The sequence below is a fragment of the Acinetobacter sp. AOR14_HL genome (genome assembly GCF_027855175.1).
GTDB classification, from domain to species: domain Bacteria; phylum Pseudomonadota; class Gammaproteobacteria; order Pseudomonadales; family Moraxellaceae; genus Acinetobacter; species Acinetobacter calcoaceticus.
The window spans coordinates 38,294-57,061 of record NZ_JAKTII010000013.1 but is presented as its reverse complement, the minus strand read 5'-3'; the positions used below and the strand labels follow the sequence as shown (position 1 = coordinate 57,061).

The 18,768-nt window shown below is 38.5% G+C and carries 16 protein-coding genes; 5 read left to right on the top strand and 11 right to left on the bottom strand.

The window, feature by feature from the left end; genetic code table 11:
• A partial coding sequence (locus MKL38_RS14265; RefSeq protein WP_270903575.1) for a hypothetical protein occupies positions 1 to 250 on the top strand: 250 nt, incomplete at its 5' end.
• Positions 251 to 422: 172 nt separating this feature from the next.
• On the opposite strand, the gene tyrS is transcribed toward MKL38_RS14265, so the two are convergent.
• Complete coding sequence (tyrS, locus tag MKL38_RS14260; RefSeq protein WP_270903574.1) at positions 423 to 1,655, bottom strand: tyrosine--tRNA ligase; 1,233 nt, start codon at positions 1,653 to 1,655, stop codon at positions 423 to 425.
• Positions 1,656 to 1,716: 61 nt separating this feature from the next.
• On the opposite strand from tyrS, the gene MKL38_RS14255 reads away from it, so the two are divergent.
• A complete protein-coding gene (locus MKL38_RS14255) occupies positions 1,717 to 2,844 on the top strand; it encodes an anhydro-N-acetylmuramic acid kinase (protein WP_270903573.1) in 1,128 nt (375 codons plus the stop codon).
• A gap of 128 nt (positions 2,845 to 2,972) precedes the next feature.
• A complete protein-coding gene (locus MKL38_RS14250) occupies positions 2,973 to 3,815 on the top strand; it encodes an alpha/beta fold hydrolase (RefSeq protein WP_270903572.1) in 843 nt (280 codons plus the stop codon).
• Between the two features lie 60 nt (positions 3,816 to 3,875).
• Here MKL38_RS14250 and erpA read toward each other — a convergent pair whose 3' ends face one another.
• The 4 genes from erpA to MKL38_RS14230 all read right to left on the bottom strand — a co-directional run bounded on the left by erpA (position 3,876) and on the right by MKL38_RS14230 (position 7,961).
• Positions 3,876 to 4,211, bottom strand: coding sequence for an iron-sulfur cluster insertion protein ErpA (gene erpA / locus MKL38_RS14245; RefSeq protein ID WP_003656048.1), 336 nt, complete (start codon positions 4,209 to 4,211; stop codon positions 3,876 to 3,878).
• 124 nt (positions 4,212 to 4,335) lie between these two features.
• Positions 4,336 to 5,340 (bottom strand): putative solute-binding protein, encoded by a 1,005-nt coding sequence (locus MKL38_RS14240; RefSeq protein ID WP_045437800.1) that lies wholly within the window; start codon positions 5,338 to 5,340, stop codon positions 4,336 to 4,338.
• Positions 5,341 to 5,694: 354 nt separating this feature from the next.
• On the bottom strand, positions 5,695 to 6,702 hold the full coding sequence (locus MKL38_RS14235) for a putative solute-binding protein (protein ID WP_003656045.1): 1,008 nt from the start codon (positions 6,700 to 6,702) through the stop codon (positions 5,695 to 5,697).
• Between the two features lie 254 nt (positions 6,703 to 6,956).
• Complete coding sequence (locus tag MKL38_RS14230) at positions 6,957 to 7,961, bottom strand: putative solute-binding protein (protein WP_270903571.1); 1,005 nt, start codon at positions 7,959 to 7,961, stop codon at positions 6,957 to 6,959.
• A gap of 253 nt (positions 7,962 to 8,214) precedes the next feature.
• On the opposite strand from MKL38_RS14230, the gene MKL38_RS14225 reads away from it, so the two are divergent.
• On the top strand, positions 8,215 to 10,143 hold the full coding sequence (locus MKL38_RS14225; RefSeq protein WP_270903570.1) for an ATP-binding cassette domain-containing protein: 1,929 nt from the start codon (positions 8,215 to 8,217) through the stop codon (positions 10,141 to 10,143).
• A 50-nt stretch (positions 10,144 to 10,193) separates the two neighbouring features.
• On the opposite strand, the gene MKL38_RS14220 is transcribed toward MKL38_RS14225, so the two are convergent.
• The 6 genes from MKL38_RS14220 to dnaA form a co-directional block, all read right to left on the bottom strand.
• Positions 10,194 to 11,120 carry a hypothetical protein gene (locus MKL38_RS14220; RefSeq protein ID WP_270903569.1) on the bottom strand — a complete coding sequence of 309 codons (927 nt, stop codon included), beginning with the start codon at positions 11,118 to 11,120 and terminating at the stop codon, positions 10,194 to 10,196.
• Between the two features lie 126 nt (positions 11,121 to 11,246).
• A complete protein-coding gene (gene cybC / locus MKL38_RS14215) occupies positions 11,247 to 11,639 on the bottom strand; it encodes a cytochrome b562 (protein WP_017391215.1) in 393 nt (130 codons plus the stop codon).
• A gap of 37 nt (positions 11,640 to 11,676) precedes the next feature.
• Positions 11,677 to 14,145 carry a DNA topoisomerase (ATP-hydrolyzing) subunit B gene (gene gyrB / locus MKL38_RS14210; protein WP_017391214.1) on the bottom strand — a complete coding sequence of 823 codons (2,469 nt, stop codon included), beginning with the start codon at positions 14,143 to 14,145 and terminating at the stop codon, positions 11,677 to 11,679.
• 52 nt (positions 14,146 to 14,197) lie between these two features.
• Complete coding sequence (gene recF, locus MKL38_RS14205) at positions 14,198 to 15,280, bottom strand: DNA replication/repair protein RecF (protein WP_005037760.1); 1,083 nt, start codon at positions 15,278 to 15,280, stop codon at positions 14,198 to 14,200.
• 14 nt (positions 15,281 to 15,294) lie between these two features.
• The gene (dnaN, locus tag MKL38_RS14200) at positions 15,295 to 16,443 is read right to left on the bottom strand and encodes a DNA polymerase III subunit beta (protein WP_005045339.1); all 1,149 of its coding nucleotides are present in this window, start codon (positions 16,441 to 16,443) and stop codon (positions 15,295 to 15,297) included.
• Between the two features lie 97 nt (positions 16,444 to 16,540).
• Positions 16,541 to 17,947 (bottom strand): chromosomal replication initiator protein DnaA, encoded by a 1,407-nt coding sequence (gene dnaA / locus MKL38_RS14195; protein ID WP_004640242.1) that lies wholly within the window; start codon positions 17,945 to 17,947, stop codon positions 16,541 to 16,543.
• A gap of 681 nt (positions 17,948 to 18,628) precedes the next feature.
• Between dnaA and rpmH the strand changes: the two genes are divergently transcribed.
• Positions 18,629 to 18,763, top strand: a complete 135-nt coding sequence (gene rpmH / locus MKL38_RS14190) for a 50S ribosomal protein L34 (RefSeq protein ID WP_000831329.1) — start codon at positions 18,629 to 18,631, stop codon at positions 18,761 to 18,763.
• Positions 18,764 to 18,768: the final 5 nt, after the last annotated feature.

Here is an 18,768-nt window from a genome sequence, read left to right as displayed (position 1 = left end):
GATTCCAAAGATTCCAAAGATTCCAAAGATTCCAAAGATTCCAAAGATTCCAAAGATTCCAAAGATTCCAAAGATTCCAAAGATTCCAAAGATTCAAAAGATTCCAAAGATTCCAAAGATTCCAAAGATTCCAAAGATTCCAAAGATTCCAAAGATTCCAAAGATTCCAAAGATTCCAAAGATTCCAAAGATTCCAAAGATTCCAAAGATTCCAAAGATTCCAAAGATTCCAAAGATTCCAAAGAAATAATAGAGCAAATACTCTACCCCACTCTATATTTCTTCTTATTTTTAATTTACTTCTTTTATTATTACTGAATTACTGATCTTTAGATTGTTCCACGTGGAACGCTGAATTGTTTTTATGATCCTTAAATAAAAAAAGCAGGATTACTCCTGCTTTTTATCACTACACAACTTTCTTAGTCAGTGAACGTTACACGAGCAATTGCTTTCTTACCTGACTGAATAATGAAAGTACCGTTTTCTTTTACAGAGAAACTTGCATCAACAGCATTCCAGTCAACTTTTACTGCTCCGCGAGCTACAGCATCTTTTGCAGCAGCTGCATTCGGATTTAGGCCAGCTAAACGTAGAATCGTAGCAATAAAGATTTCTCCACCAAACTCACCAAGTGAAATAGTCACCTCTGGTGTGTCTTCGGGTACTTCACCTTCTGTAATAAGGTTACCAGCACTTTTATGTGCATTAGCTGCAGCTTCTGCATCATGGAAACGTTCAACTAGTTCAAGTGCAAGAATACGTTTTACTTCTTGCGGATTACGACCAGCAGCAATTTCATCTAATAAAGTTTTGATCTCATCTAGAGATTTAAAGCTGAGTAAATCGAAATAGCGTTCAATTAGAGAATCAGGCATTGATAAAACTTTTTGGTACATTGCCCCTGGTGTATCAAATACACCAATATAGTTACCCAAAGATTTAGACATTTTATTTACGCCATCTAAACCTTCTAGAATCGGTACAGTGATACACACTTGTGATTCTTGGCCATAACGACTTTGTAAAGTACGACCCATAAGTAAGTTAAAGGTCTGGTCTGTACCACCTAACTCTACGTCAGCTTCAAGTGCAATAGAGTCATAGCCTTGAACTAAAGGATATAAAAACTCGTGGATTGCAATCGGCTGATGGTTGCTATAACGCTTTGTAAAGTCGTCACGTTCTAACATGCGAGATACGGTTTGTTGGCTTGCCAACTGAATAAGGTCAGCAGCAGATTTTTGATTAAACCATTCTGAGTTAAAACGTACTTTTGTTTTATTCGGATCTAATATTTTGAAAACTTGTTCTTGATAAGTTTTAGCGTTGGCTTCTACTTGTTCGCGTGACAACGGCGGACGGGTTGCGCTTTTACCAGTTGGGTCACCAATCATGGCAGTATAGTCACCAATCAAGAAGGTCACTTCATGCCCCAAATCTTGGAACGTTTTTAATTTATTAATAAGAACAGTATGTCCTAAATGTAAATCTGGTGCTGTAGGGTCAAAACCAGCTTTAATTTTAAGGGGACGGTTCTCTTTGAGCTTTTTCAGTAAATCTTCTTCTGAAATAATTTCGTGCGTGCCTCGTTGGATGAGGGCAAGCTGTTCTTCGGCGGGCAAGAAATTTGACATCACAAAACCTAAACACATCAGTTATTCAATTTGTGCGATATACTAACATTTTTTCAGCGTCTTGCAGGGGAAGTTGCATATGAGCGCAATCTATATCGGCGTAATGACTGGCACTAGTATGGATGGTGTGGATATTGTTGCGGCTTCATTTGAGCCACTACAGCTTCATGCCACTCTTACAGTTCCATTTGAACCCGAGTTACGTGATGAGCTTATGGCATTAACTTTACCTGATGACAATGAAATTGACCGCATGGGTAAAGCTGATGTTGCTCTGGCCCAAATGATTGGTCACGGGATTAATACTTTAATTGAAAAACATCAATTAGATCGTAGTCAAATTAAAGCGATTGGTTCGCATGGGCAGACAATTCGTCACCGTCCAGAACATGGGTTTACGCTACAAATTGGCGATCCCAATATCATTACCGAAATCACTCAAATTCCAGTTGTTTCAGATTTCCGTCGTAGAGATATGGCAGCAGGCGGTCAAGGTGCACCATTAGTGCCTGCTTTCCATCAAGCATTATTTCAACATCCAAGTATTCATCGTGTGATTTTAAATCTGGGTGGTATTGCTAATGTGAGTATGCTGCCTGCCAACAATGCAGACGGCGTATTTGGTTTTGATACAGGTCCTGCAAATATTTTGATGGATGCGTGGTGTCATCGTCATACAGGTCATCCATATGATGAAAATGGTGATTGGGCAGCTTATGGGCACCCTATCCGCTCTTTACTCGATCGCCTTCATGCACATGAATATTTTTCTAAAGAACCACCGAAAAGTACAGGACGTGAAGATTTCAATATTGACTGGTTAGATGATCAGTTAATCGATTGGCGAAATGATTTAACTTATGATGAGTTAGAAGACACACCTGAAAACGTCCAAGCAACCTTATTAAAGCTTACTGTGCGTGCTATTCAAAAAGCGATTTATCGCTCAGAGATGGAAACAGGTGAAGTATATGTTTGTGGTGGTGGTGCTTATAACTCTTATTTATTAGAGCAATTACGTTGGCGTTTACGTAAGCATAATTGGTCAGTTCAACCTACAGATGTTTTAGGAATCTCCCCTACTTGGGTCGAGGCTACAGCATTTGCATGGTTAGCAATGCGTTTTGTAAACGGTTTAAGTGGTAATTTACCAGCAGTAACAGGTGCTTCAGATTTCAGAATTCTAGGTACGATCACGGCGGTATAAAGCTTCATATCGATTTGATTGGTCAGATTCGACCTCATAGCACATTTACTGACCCGAAATGCTGTTATTTAAATGAGCATAAAAACTCATGATAAGTGCCAACAAAAATAATTTGAGGCACTTTCATCATGGATCTGACCAAACGTATCCATCAGTACACCCGTGGCGACTGGACATTCGATGTGATTGATTCAGGCCCTATTGATGGCCCACTCGTTGTTTTATTGCATGGTTTTCCAGAAACTGCTCATAGTTGGGAGCAAACCTCGGAATTATTGCATCAGCATCAATTTAGAACACTTGCAATTCATCAACGGGGTTATAGTTTAAATGCTAGGCCTCAAAGCCGATTTCAATATTCATTGAGTGAACTGGTGGAAGACGTTGCAATTTTTATTAAGCAATTGGGTCAACCAGTCTATTTAATAGGGCACGACTGGGGATCTGCAATCGCGTCGGGCGTTGCAATGAAGTATCCACAATGTATTCAACATCTCACTTTAGTTTCTGTACCACATCAAGCTGCTTTTTTAAAAGCCTGCTTAAGCAGCAAACAACTTTTTAAATCTTATTATTTTGCAATTTTTCAGCTGCCTCTTCTTCCTGAAGTTTTATTTAAAAAGTTGCCTAAATTAGGTCGTAAATTTCTTCAGTCATCTGGCATGACCGAGCAGCAAATTGAAACATTCGAGATCGAGTTTATAAAGGAAAATAGATTAAGTACGGCGTTAAATTGGTATCGTGGCTTTTTTTGGGACAAGCCTCAAAATCCGTTTAAAACAATAAATGTCCCTACTCTTTTTATTTGGGGTAAACATGATATTGCCGTTACAGAAAAAAGTGCCAAGTTAAACTCAAGTTATTTTAAAAATAGTTATCGTGCAGTTTTTATGGATGCTTCGCATTGGATTCCATATCAGAATGCACCTGAACTTGTGCAATACTTTTTAGAATCTATCCGTGAAAAGTAATGATCTGATCAATAAAAAAACCTCTCAAGATAGAGAGGTTTTTAAATTTTAAAATTCTTTTTAAATCGAGAATGAAGAACCACAACCACATGTTGTTGTTGCATTCGGGTTTTGAATGATAAAACGTGAACCTTCAAGGCCTTCTACATAATCAACCACTGAGCCAATTAAATACTGATAGCTGAGTGAATCAACAAGCATTTTTACATCGCCATTAACAAATTCTGCATCATCTTCATTTACGCTTTCAGCAAAATTAAAGCCATATGAAAACCCTGAACATCCGCCTCCCGTTACATACACACGTAACATGAGATCGTCATTCCCTTCACTATCACGGAGTTGGCGTACCTTATTGGCAGCATTATCTGTCAAAACTAGAGCTTGGGCATTCATGATGATTGTTCCTCGGATTTTGCTGTGCCTTTCAAAATAAAAAAGACCCTATATTGAGTATAGCATAATCAATATAGGGTCTGTCTTCGAAGTTTAAAGCGAATCTTGAGTATTTTTATCAAGATTATTTGTAATTCTCGTCTTGTAAGCCACATTCGAAGTTTTTAGCATCTTGCTTACAACGGAATTGCCATAATAGTTTCATCATACGTTTATCGTATACACCACGTTGTGTAAGGCTAATTCGTGACTCACGCATGAGCTTTTGGTAACCCGGTTTATCTGCTGGTGGAACATCCATCCAGTATTTTTGTGGAATATCAGCTTTCATTTTACCCAAGATCGTAAAGGCACGTGGTAACTGACCCGAAACCCACTCTCTAGATTTCTGACCAAAACCTGCTGGGAACTTATCAGGACGGATAATAATATTTCCTGTCACCTGTAAGATCGGATAGTTTACGATCGCCCCTTTTGTTCCTAAACCTTTTTGTAATTCCAAAGGTTTAAAGGCCGCCGCTGGCGCACCAATAATGTCTACCTGATGGTTATTAAATTTAGCACCGAAATTCGTTATATCGGCACTAACAGCTTGCGCGCCTACCTGCTGAACCATAATTTTTTGAGCTTCATCATAGTCAAGAACTGCAATTTTTTTACCTGCAGCTTTCGCTACTGTATTGATGCTGCGATCATTTACTAAAAGATAAGCATCGCCAACTGGAATAACACCTACAACTTCATAGCGGCCGTTAACCATATATTTACTAAAAGTCGGACTCGCTAAACCCTGCATTACCTTTACAGCAAGCTTGAGGTCAGGAATGGCACCAATTGCGTCTAATGACCCTGTAAACGAGTTAAATTGGCGACCACGCATACCTGACACACTAATGCCATCACATTTGCCTGCTTTAAAATCTTCAGCAATAACGGCTTCATTCTGGTTTACTTTCAGTTCGATATCAGCTCCCCAGTTTTTTGCTGCAAGTTGATAATCCTTCATCAGCGCATAGACATCACCATTTTTACCAACGAAGTCAAAAACACATACTGTTTGTTTAGCCTGAGCTGCAAAAGAAACTGTGGTCAGTCCCATCGCAAGTAATAGCATTTTGGAAAATTGCATATTCTTTTTCCTTTCCTTGTGGAGTTTTTGTTTTTCGATACCAAGAAATTTCACACCGAAATGGTATGAGTCGGATAGGCTTCATATAAAAAATCATGTTGAAGATATTTTTACGGATCCATTTTGCTTTTATGATTTTATTTCCATGAAAAATAGATAGCGATTGACCTATCTATTAGCAATTATTTTAATCACAGAAGTCCTTGATCCATTTTTATACCTTCATGTTTCCTTATGAAGTTTTTATCTAAATTTAGCTTAACGTCTTTCTAGTTATCCACAATGGCAGAATTGACAGCATATACAAAACAAAAAGCCTAGAACTAAGTCTAGGCTTTTTTAGAGAAATTAAGATTATTCACCAGGCATTGAACATTCAAAGTTAGCCTTGTCTACAGAACAACGTGCTTTTTTCAATACAGACATCATTCCTGCATCGTAAACACCGCGTTTAGTTAAGTCCATACGGCCATCACGCAACATTTTTTGATATTTAAGTTTATCTTCTGCACTTAAATTCATTTTGTATTTGCCAGGAATCTGAGCTTCTAAACGGTTGATCATTGCAAAGTTCTTAGGCAACTGTTTAACAAACCAGTCACGAGATTTTTGACCAAAACCAGCTGGGAATTTATCAGAACGTAATACTAGATCAGCTGTAACGTGTAATACAGGGAAGTTCCACATTACACCGTTTGCACCCAAACCTTTATTTAATTCTAATGGTTTGTAAGCATAAGCAGGCGCACCTACCATATCTACTTGGCCATTATTAAATTTCGCAGCAAAGTTTGAAATATCAGAAAGAACTGCTTGAGCACCTACACGCTGCACCATAATTTTTTGTGCATCGTCATAGCCAAGTACAGCGAATTTTTTACCCGCAGCTTTTTCAACAGAGTTGATGTTTTTGTCACGCACGAAAATGAATGCTGAACCTAGCGGAGAAATACCAGCTACTTCGTATTTTTTACCACCCATATTAGTGGTCATTTTTGCTGCATTACGCGCATCTAATACATAGGTAATTGCACGTTGAGCGATTTGGTTATTTGGAACACCGCCAAGTGAGTCGATAGATCCTGCGAATTTGTTATATTGGCGTGCACGCATTGCTGTCATTGCTACAGCATCACATTTACCAGCTTTAAAATCATTATCAGCAACAGCCTCGTCCTGACGAGGTACTAAGTTAATTTCAGTACCCCAGCCTTTTGCAGCTAGAGCCCATTCTTCCATCATTTTATATGAGTCGCCTGCTTTTCCTAAGAGGTCGAATACACACACGGTACTCGCTGCTTGCGCTGAAGCAGAAAAACCAACAACAGAAGCGGCAGCCATAGCAAGTACGATTTTTTTCATTTTCTTCATCCTTCCACGGAACAGATTTTTTGTTTGAAGTTTCCTTTCAAAGACAGATATTAATCATGTTTTTTAGAAAAAAATAGAGCATTTACTCAATTTTTTTATCTAATTGAACCATTGTTTGTTCAATTTAAATTATTTATTAGTGATAAAAATCTCTACGTTTCCGTAAGTTACTTTTTATATTCACAATTTTCATACCCATATTCAGTATGGAAATATATGTAGGGTTTTTGTGATGAAAAAATAATCTACTCTCCATTAAGCGTACATTCAAAATTTGTCCGTTCGACTGTACAGCGAGCACGCTTAAGTACACTCATCATGGTCGCATCATATACACCCTGTTTGGTTAAGTTGAGACGCCCCTCTCGCAAAAGTTTTTGATATTTGGTTTTATCTTCTGCTGAAAAATTCATTTTAATTTTTGACGGTACGCCCATTTCTAACTGCTTTATCATGGCAAAGTTTTGAGGTAATTTTTGTATAAACCAATCACGTGATTTTATGCCAAAATCTGTAGGCAACTTATCAGTTCTCGCAATTAAATCTCCAGTAACATTCACCACTGGAAAATTAAACATGGCCCCTTTAGTGCCTATACCTTTGCCAATCTCTAGTGGTTTATAAGCATAAGCAGGCGCAGCAATTGCATCGACTTGTCCACTATTAAACTTTTTCACAAAATCATTAATTTCAGAAGGAATAGGCTGCGCACCTACACTTTCTACCATAATTTTTTGAGCAAGGTCATAATGCAAAATAGCGAATTTTTTACCGCGAACTTTTTCAATGGAATTCAGATTTTTGTCTCTTACAAATAAATATGCCAGACCAATCTGAACAATACCGACAACCTCATAATTTGTTCCATTCTGAGCAGTCACCATGCGATGTTTATTACGCTTATCTAAAACGTAGCTAATCGCTTTTTGCGCAATAGCATTACTGGTTACCCCACCAATCGCATCGATAGAACCTGCAAATTTATTATAGTTTCGTGCCCGCATGGAGGTCATATAAGCAGCATCACATTTGCCTTCACGAAGTCTACGGTCCACCAGAGCTTCATCTTGAAATGGAATTAAGGTGATATCAGCTTGCCAGTCTTTTGCTGCAAGCGCCCACTCTTCCATCATTTTATAAGATTCACCTGACTTCCCTAATAAATCAAATACACACACATTTTGTCCCGCATGTGCTGTTCCCATAGCACAGCAAAATACTGCACTAATTATCCCCAATCTTTTTTTCATTTGACTTTCCCTAGTCTAGTTTTATTAGTAGCTCATTAATCAACCAAACTTTAAACTGTTTTTATTTTAGTCATTTTTTTAAAAAAGTGTTCTATCTTGTTCAATATTGAAGACATTTCGGATGAATAGCTGAACCTAGAATATTTCGATGTATACAATTGTTGTCCGCTTCTAACTAAAATCCGGAAAGTTTTGTTTTCATCGGCAGTTCTCTTTAAAATACGGCATTCCTCACTCACCTCGATACAATAAGATGATTCAATTTGACCAAGTTTCTTTACGCCGCGGTGGACGTATTCTATTTCAAAAAGCGTCTATGCAATTACACCCAGGTTGGAAAATTGGTCTGACTGGGGTCAATGGTGCTGGTAAATCAACCTTATTTGCAGCTTTACTGGGTAGCTTAGGCGCAGATGAAGGTTCACTTACTCGTCCTTCAGGTTGGGTCGTGGCGCATATGGCGCAAGAAATAAAAGCACTAGACATGCCTGCAATTGATTTTGTTCTCTCAGGTGATGAAGAGTTTTGGGATATTCAAAATAAGCTTGCTCAACCAGATCAACTGAGTGACTTTGAATTAGCTAAATTGCATGGCCGCTTTGATGAAATTCATGGTTACTCAGCGCCATCTAAAGCAGCTCAGCTTATGGCTGGTCTTGGTTTTCTAGAAAATCAATTGCGTTTAAACGTTGAGAGTTTCTCTGGGGGATGGCGTATGCGTTTAAATTTGGCGCGTACCCTAATGAGCCGTTCAGATTTATTATTACTAGACGAACCAACAAACCACTTAGACTTAGATGCAATTTTGTGGTTAGAAGATTGGCTTAAAGCCTATGAAGGTACACTCATTCTAATTTCGCATGACCGCGACTTTTTAGATGCGATTACAGATCATATTCTGCATATTGAAAATCAGGAACTAACGCTTTACACCGGAAATTACTCTACATTTGAAACCACGCGTAGTGAACGTCTTGCTCAGCAGCAACAAGCTTTTGAGAAGCAACAAGAAACACGTGCTCACCTACAAAAATTTATTGATCGTTTTAAAGCAAAAGCGACTAAAGCTCGTCAGGCACAAAGTCGAATTAAACAACTTGAGCGCATGCAAGAGCTCGCTCCAGCTCATATTGATACACCTTTTACGTTCAGTTTCCGTGAACCAACCAAAATGAGTTCGCCGTTACTGACTTTAGACAATGCCAGCATTGGTTATGGCGATAAACAAATCGCCGAAAAAATCAGATTACAAATTACACCAACCTCTCGTATTGGTTTACTTGGTATGAACGGCGCAGGTAAATCGACCTTAATTAAGACCTTAGTGGGTGATTTACCGCTCTTAGCTGGTGAACGCAAGGCATCAGAGTTACTTAATATTGGTTACTTTGCACAGCACCAAATGGATGCTTTAGATGGCCATGCTACTCCAATGTTACAAATTGCCCGTTTAGCAGGTAAACAAATTAGTGAAGCGACCTTACGTTCTTTTTTAGGTAGTTTTGGCTTTAGTGGTGAACGCATGGATACTCCATGTGAAACCTTTTCTGGTGGAGAGCGCGCTCGTTTGGCCCTCGCACTGATTGTATGGCAGCGTCCAAACGTTTTGATTCTGGATGAACCGACGAACCATTTAGATCTTGATATGCGTCATGCATTGAGCATGGCATTACAAGATTTTGAAGGCGCTGTCGTATTGGTTTCCCACGAACGTCAACTCATTGCAAGTGTTTGTGACGAGCTTCTTTTGGTACACGGCGGCAAATGTACAGAGTTTGAAGGTGATTTACAGGATTATGCAAAATGGCTACGTGAAGCACGTCAGCAACTCATCAATGCTCAGACTGCTGTAGCACAGAATAATTCTTCCTCTGCCGCTCCTACTCCCACTAAAGTCGATAAAGAAGCACAGCGTAAAGAAGCAGCTCGCCGTCGTGAACAAACCAGACCTATTCGTAAAAATATCGAAAAAATTGAGTCTCAAATTGAGAAACTTCAACCACAACTTGCCAAAATTGAAGAGTCTTTAGCAGATACATCTTTATATGATGCAGCACGTAAGGATGATCTACTCAAGCTTATGAATGAACAGACTGAGCTGAAAGCTAAACTTGAGCAATATGAAGAACAGCTTTTAGAGCTCATGATGGAATTAGAAGAGATGGAAGCCTCTTTTGATTAATCTATTTTTCAAAATAAAAAAGCCGATTTCTTAATCGGCTTTTTTATTAATTAATAAGGGGTATAAAAAGCCCCTAATTCATTCAAATTGGTATTGATTGGCAAAGGCCAAACATTGCTTGATAAACTATCTGCAATATATAAATCATAACCGCCACGGCTTCCTGTCTGCCCCGCTAAAGAAACCACCATATACCGCTGATCTAAAGGGGCCGGATCTGATGTATTTACGTCTGTACTATTAAAAGGCAAACGGGTGGTTTGTTTGGTGGCCGTATCATAAACATAGATCTGATCATGAGCATTTGTTGAGCTATACCAACGCACATATAAAAACTGGCTTCCCTTCCACCATACTGGATAATATGAGGCAATATTGGTTAACTGTGTATCATATGCACCCGACTGATCAATACTAAAAATTCTAGAATTACTACTTGCACCTTTGGCATATAAGATTTGCGTAGTATTGACCATTGGATAAGGCATTGACTCTTCGATATCCCAACCATTTTGAGTGACAGAAGTAATCGTGCGATCAGTCATTTTAACGATTTTTAAATCGCCATTTTGCTTAAAAATAATACGCTGATTATCTATAAATTTAGGATCTTCATCCCGCTTGTTATTCCCTTGGGTTAAATTGATTGGTAATTCCGTGCTTCCAACTCTCCAAGCATAAACATCCCATGCATCTCCATAATGCTGTCCCGAATTAACTCCCATAAAAGTGAGCCATTTTCCATCTGGAGAAAAATGACCATTCATCATGTGGTCAATTTTCCAGTTTGTGCCCAGTAATGTGGTTTGCTGCGTTGTGAGATTATAAAGATAAAGCTTACTGTCCCATGCGTCATAATCACTATAACGATGAAATACTAATTTTCCGTAAAAAGTGGGTGCTGTGGCAGCATGCAGTTGAAATAAGCAATTAAAAAATAAGATTACAATGTATAAAAGTTTTTGTGTGTTTTTCAAAATTATATTCTCTTGTAATAAATGAGTATCCAAGAGAATAGCAGTTTACAAATTTATTTTTCTTATAAAACAAAAGACTTTGTCTAAAATTAAACAAAGCCTTTTATTAAATCATCATAAAAAAGATTATCTAAATTTTTTATGATTTTCATTTCGAATTTTTACTAAATTCATTGCTTCAGTTTTTGCTTGATCTAACTGTCCGTGCTCAACCAATGCTGTTACTTTATCAATCTCGGCAACAAGCTGATCTAAACCAGCTTGGTACTCTTTTACCTTTTCACTTTCTGATGGCAAGCCTTCAAGTTTATGAGGCAAAGATTGCTTAGAAGAAACTGCTGCTTCACGCATTACAACAAGCTGTTGTTTCGCATTAGCAGCATCTTTCGCTTCAGCAAATGCTTTAGTGCTCTTAGCTAAAGTTTTCATATTCGTTTCTAAATCAGCCGCCCAAACAGCAGAGCTTCCTAAAAAAACACATGAGATTAATAAGCTAGCTAACAATTTCTGACCCATCATCTTCTCTCCTTAGACTGATTTAGAATCATGTTATGAATTAAGCATCAATATCAGCATTTAAAGCATTCTCTTCAATGAATGCACGACGTGGTTCCACATCATCACCCATTAAACAAGAGAACATACGATCTGCTTCAATCGCATCGTCAATGGTTACCTGTAACATATGACGGTTTTCAGGGTCCATTGTCGTTTCCCAAAGCTGCTCAGCATTCATCTCACCAAGACCTTTATAGCGTTGGATCATCATACCGCGGCGGGAATCTTGCAAAATATGCTGCCAAACTTGATGGAAGTTAGCCACTTGAATACGGCGATCACCTTTTTGTAAATAAGCACCATCTTCCAGCAAACTGAACCAACTCTTCGAGTTTTTCAGCAAACGAGCATACTCAGCTGAGTTCAATAAACCTGCATCAAGCAAATATGCGTGTGGCAAGTTATGAACATATACAGTAATACGCGGCCAATAATGCGCAGATTTTTCACCCTGAGCATTTTCACGCTCAAATGACTCTAGCGTAATTTCCGGACGTAAACTTGGCTGTAATCTTGTAATGATCTCTTTTACTTGATCAGCCCATTGTTGTACATAAGCTTCATCATGATTTTGATCGCTCTTGAATGCTTCTATTTCAAGTAAAGCATCTAGTAAGCTAGCTGGATAACGTAACGTTAAGCGCTGTAAGCTCTTTTGCGAAACTTGATAATCCTGAATGACTTTAGCAAGTGCTTCACCTGTAATTGATGGTGCTTCAGCATTGGTATGCAAAGATAGCTCATCAATCGCATTTGAAATTAAATAATTTTCCAATGCATCATTATCTTTGATGTATTGTTCCTGCTTACCTTTTTTCAATTTGTATAAAGGTGGCTGTGCAATATAGATATACCCACGCTCAACCAATTCTGGCATTTGACGGAAGAAGAACGTTAACAACAAAGTTCGAATATGCGAACCATCAACGTCGGCATCGGTCATGATAATGATTTTATGATAACGCAGCTTGTCAGGATTATATTCTTCACGGCCAATACCACAGCCGAGAGCAGTAATTAAAGTACCCACTTCCTGACTAGAAATCATTTTGTCAAAGCGTGCACGTTCAACGTTCAGGATTTTACCTTTCAACGGCAAAATAGCCTGCATTTTACGGTTACGGCCTTGCTTGGCACTACCGCCCGCAGAGTCACCCTCGACAAGATATAATTCAGAAAGTGCTGGATCTTTTTCCTGACAATCTGCCAACTTGCCTGGTAAACCTGCAATATCAAGTGCGCTCTTACGACGCGTCATTTCACGCGCTTTACGTGCAGCATCACGCGCACGTGCAGCATCAATAATCTTACCAGCAATTGACTTTGCAGCTTGCGGGTTTTCAAGTAAGTAAGCAGAGAACTCTTTGTTCATTGCTTGCTCAACAGCAGGTTTTACTTCACTCGATACCAGTTTTTCTTTGGTTTGAGATGAAAATTTTGGATCAGGTACTTTTACCGAAATAATAGCGGTTAAACCTTCACGTGCATCGTCGCCCGTTACATTGACTTTTTCTTTCTTGAGAATATTTTCATTTTCAAGATATTGGTTTAAACCACGCGTCAAAGCTGCACGGAAACCAGCTAAATGGCTACCACCATCTTTTTGAGGAATGTTATTGGTAAAACAACGAACGTTTTCTTGATAACTTTCATTCCACTGCAAGGCTACTTCTACACCAATACCGTTATCTGTATCCGCAGTAAAATGGAAAATCTCATTTAGATGAGTTTTACCTTCGTTAATGTATTTTACAAACTCAGATAATCCACCTTCGTAGTCATATACATGTTCAAGGTTAATACGTTCATCGCGTAATACAATACGTACGCCCGCGTTTAAGAATGAAAGCTCACGTAAACGGCGTGCTAGAATTTCTACGTTAAAAATGGTTTGGGTAAATGTTAATTCACTTGGCCAAAAACGTACTGTTGTACCACTCTTATCCGTCTCACCAATCACACGTAATGGATATTGCGGATCACCGTGTTGATATTCTTGCTCATGCACTTGACCAGCACGAGAAATCATTAAATGTAATTTACTCGAAAGTGCGTTTACTACAGAAACACCTACACCGTGTAAACCACCTGAAACCTTATAACTGTTGTCATCAAACTTACCGCCTGCGTGCAGAATGGTAAGAATTACTTCCGCTGCAGAAACACCTTCTTCAGGGTGAATATCTGTTGGAATACCACGACCATTATCAGAAACACTCACCGATTCATCTTCATGAATAGTGACAATAATTTCATCACAATGCCCAGCTAAAGCTTCATCGATTGCGTTATCGACTACCTCGAATACCATATGGTGTAAACCGGTACCGTCGTCTGTATCCCCAATATACATACCCGGACGTTTACGAACTGCATCTAATCCACGTAATACTTTAATACTAGAGGAATCATAAGCCTTTTCATTGGTTTGTTCTGTTTGAGAGGCTGATTGAGACTCTGAACTCATGGTTTCTCCCTAGCAAATATAGGTTTATTCAAAGATGGGTAACATCAAAAAATTATGGTGAAGCAAGACTAACTTGACCGGATTCAACATTGAATAATTGATATGAAATAGACAAATCATGTAAATGTTTTTTTACCGATGCATGATCTAAAGTTGTCATAAAAACCTGGCTACCAAGTTGGCTTAATCGTTCAATTAAACGTTGTTGTGCGGTTAAGTCTAATTCTGCTGTCAGATCATCTAATAATACCACAGTTTCCTTATTACTCGCATGCAACATTGCAATTTGTGACAGTTTTAAGGCAATAATCAGCAGTTTTTTCTGACCTCTTGATAAAACCACATCAGCATGTCCATAAGGCGTTTTTAAGCGCAAATCTGCGCGATGTGGACCATATTCGGTATAACGTCGTTCGATGTCTTTTTGGTGTTGATTAAGCAGGTCTTGCATGAGTCCCTGCTCGGTATGAAAACCTGGACTGTATTCCAGTTCAATTTCAAGATCAGGGAGTAATTGACTCAAATCATTTTGAAAAAAGATATTCCATTGTTCCACAATACCCAAGCGCTGAGAGTGCAAAATTTCGCCATAGTCACTCAGCATTTTGTTCCAAGGCTCTAAATCAGCCAAAGACAAATTTCTTCGGGTTTTAAGTAAAGTATTACGTTGTTTTAATGCACGCGAATAGTATTGCCACGCAAAATAAAACTCAGGTTCCACGTGGAACATCAGCCAATCTAAAAGTTGGCGTCGTGGTTTTGCACCATGGTCAATAATGTCTGTACTTTGTGGATCAAGATGCTGCAAAGGAAGTAATTTAGCAAGTTGGCCTTGGGTAGCCACGGTGTCGCCATTGACTTTCATCAACTGCTCACCAGAAGCCAACTTTTGCATGCCAATTTTCTCAGTACTAGACTGTGCAAAGACAATCGCATCTTCGGCCGCATACTGAATATAATTTTTAGGAATATGAGTGCGGAACGACCTCCCTGTTGCAAGCAAATGAATTGCTTCCAGAATTGAGGTTTTTCCTGAACCATTAGCGCCATAAAATATATTAAACGGTTGCAACCCTTGGAGTGCAACCGTTTTTAAATTACGCACACGTTCAATATTTAAGCGCGTAAGATGCATATTAGATAGCCAGACTATACACGCATCGGCATAACTACATAAGTTTGATCAGTATGTGCTGGGTCTTGAACCAAAACAGACTGATTCGCCTCACTCATACTCATATTTACGTCATCGCCATCAAGTACACCCAATACTTCAAGTAAATATTGCGCATTAAATGACATTTCGAGCGGTATATTTTGATATTGAATAGCTAAATCTTCAATAGCCTCATCTTGCTCAGGGTTATTCGCACGAAGCTGTAAAGAATCCTGATTAAAATTCAAGAAAACACCACGCAACTTTTCATTACTCAAAATTGCGACACGTTGTAATGATTGCTTAAATACATCGTGGCTAATTAATACATGCTTATCGCCACCACGTGGAATTACACGACGATAATCAGGGAATTTTCCATCAATCAATTTTGTAGTAAAACGAACAGTAATATTGCCCTGTTCCTTATCACGACTTGGCGTATTGATGGTTACATTTAACAATTCACGACCAATCAACAAAGTTAATTGTTCATCTTCAATACTCAGTAAACGCTGTAATTCACCAACAGCTTTACGAGGTACAATAGCCTGCACCAATTGAGCTGATGTAGAAGACGCTGTAATTTCACAAAGTGCTAAACGGTGACCATCTGTTGTTACTGCACGTAATTGATTTTCATCAATTTCCAATAAAGTACCCGTTAAATAGAAACGTACATCTTGTACAGCCATTGCAAAAGCAGTTTTTTCAAATAAACGCTTTAACTCACGTTGGGTTACTTGTACTTGAGTACCCTGACTATTTTCAGTCGTCAATAATGGATAATCTTCTGCGGGTAAAGTCCCTAATACAAAACGGCTATTACCAGACTTTAAAATACATCTTTGATCTTCAGTAATTTGTAAATCAATTAATGCAGCTGTAGGCAATGATTTACAAATTTCCATTAACTTACGAGCAGGGACGGTTGTTTCCCCTGCTTCAAGGCATGCCCCTTCTGATAAAACAGTGCTCGCAACCAGCTCGACTTCTAGATCAGAACCAGTAATGGTGAGCGCCTGAGCATTAGTCTGAATTTTGACGTTTGAAAGAATATTCAATGTATGACGACGTTCTACCGCACCGACAACATGCGATAAAACATTGAGTAAACTTTCTTTAGCGATTTTCAAACGCACGATTCATTCCTCTAGCAACTTGGAGCAAATATTTCATTTTTTAGCTGTGTACTATGCTGCACTTACGTAGACTTTGCAACAAGGTCTTATCATTTCATCAACTCTGAAGTAGACGCAGTAGATTTTTATAATCTTCGTCAAAAATTGGATCTTCTTCTCGCAGACTTGCTACTTTTTCACAAGCATGCATCACTGTACTGTGATCGCGTCCACCAAAAGCCATTCCAATTTCTGGAAAACTATCACCGGTCAACTCACGAGCAAGTCCCATTGCCAACTGACGTGGTCGAGCATAAATTCGTGTACGTTTTGGCCCCACTAATTCTTTTAATGGGATACGGAAATATTCACTAACCACACGCTGGATATTTTCTACACTAATTGTTCGTGCACGGATCGCCAACACATCTTTTAAAGACTCACGAACCACATCAAGATCGATTGGTGCACCTTTAAAACGGGAAATTGCAACGACTTTATTAAGTGCCCCTTCAAGTTCACGCACGTTCGCAACAACTTGTTGTGCAATAAATAATGCACAATTTCGAGGTAAATCAACGCCGCTATTTTCCGCTTTCTTTAATAAAATTTCGATACGAGTTTCAATATCTGGCGGTTCAACACCTACTGAAAGTCCCCAAGAAAAACGGGAAACCAAACGCGGATCTAACTCTGTTAACTCTTTTGGATAACGGTCTGAAGTTAAAATAATTTGTTTAGATTCATCAAGTAAAGCATTAAATGTATAGAAGAATTCAACTAAACTCGCCTCTTTACCTGCTAAGAGATGAATATCATCAACCAATAATAAATCTAAAGAACGGCAGTTTTTCTTAAACTCTTCTACTTTGCCTTTTTGTAAAGAACTCACAAAATCCTGAACAAAACTCTCAGAAGTCATATACATCACACGGGCGTTAGGTTTGGCTTGTAGTAAAGCATTGCCAACTGCCTGCATTAAGTGAGTCTTACCTAGCCCTGTGGGACCATATAAAAACAAAGGGTTATGCTGTGAAGCACCTAATTGAGTTAATACTTTTCTACATGTTTCAGCAGCCATCTGGTTCGAACGGCCTTCAACAAATAAAGAAAAAGTAAACTGAGGGTTTAGTAGCTTCTTCTTCGCTGTTTTAGGGTTGACCACACTATTGGTATGAGGACTAGAAACAGACTCGGGCTCTTTTTTTACTTTAATACTTTGTGGTGGCGCAGATTGCAAAGCAGCCGTAGTGGTTGCTGGTTGTTCAGCAGATGACAAAATACTCCCAGGACGAGAATCAACTAAAATCTCAACCTGACGAACACGCCCTTCTGACAACTGCTCAGCCAATATAGAAATTAATTCTAAATGGTTCTCTTGAATGTAACGCGTCCAATAAGGGTTAGGAGCATAGAGACGTAGTATCCCTTCTACTTCTTCAGCAACTAATGGGCGAATCCACATCGCAAAGACGTTATCAGAGAGCTCTTGTCGCAAGCGAGTTAAGCAGTCTGTCCAAAGCATGTGTATCCCCTATTTCTGCGTTTTAAATTCAAATAATCTAAAGATTAACCCTTCCTGATGAGAAGGGGTCGCCATTCTAACCAAGTTATCCACATCTGTCATGACGAATTCGACTGATTTTGCCTAAAAAGAAATCTCTTGCGAATAAATTTAAATTCAAAACCACTTGTGTATAACTTTTTGCACAACCTGTGGATAAATTATCACACAAACTTATCCACAATCCATAAATATAATAGAAACAGAGTTATCAACAACCCAAGCACATGTTTTTTAAATTTAAAAGTGCGAAATCCACAGAAAAAGCAGCTCCTAATAAGAATAAATATAAATTTTAAAATTTGAATTTATTTAATAGGGGTGTGATCTTTTGTGGATAACTACAAAATATGAATTTAAATTCAAACGCAGCAAATCAAAGCCAAGATGATATCTTGTTTTGTTGATAAGTATGTATATAAGGTGTGTATATAATAAAAGCTCTAATAAAAATAGACAATTACTTTGTGTATAACTTTGAAAACTATATATTGCACTGAATTATGAAAATCATAAAAAAGAAGTAGAGAGATTAAAAATTTGGGTTAAATACAAAACTTTCTTGGTTTTTCATTGACAGCGTAAACATTGCACAATAAAATCGCGGACCTTTATAGAAAGATCATTTTTGGGAGTTTCGATATGAAACGTACTTTCCAGCCATCTGAATTAAAGCGTAAACGCGTTCATGGCTTCCGCGCTCGTATGGCAACTAAAGCTGGTCGTCAAGTATTAGCTCGTCGTCGTGCAAAAGGTCGTCATAGCTTAACTGTTTAATTACT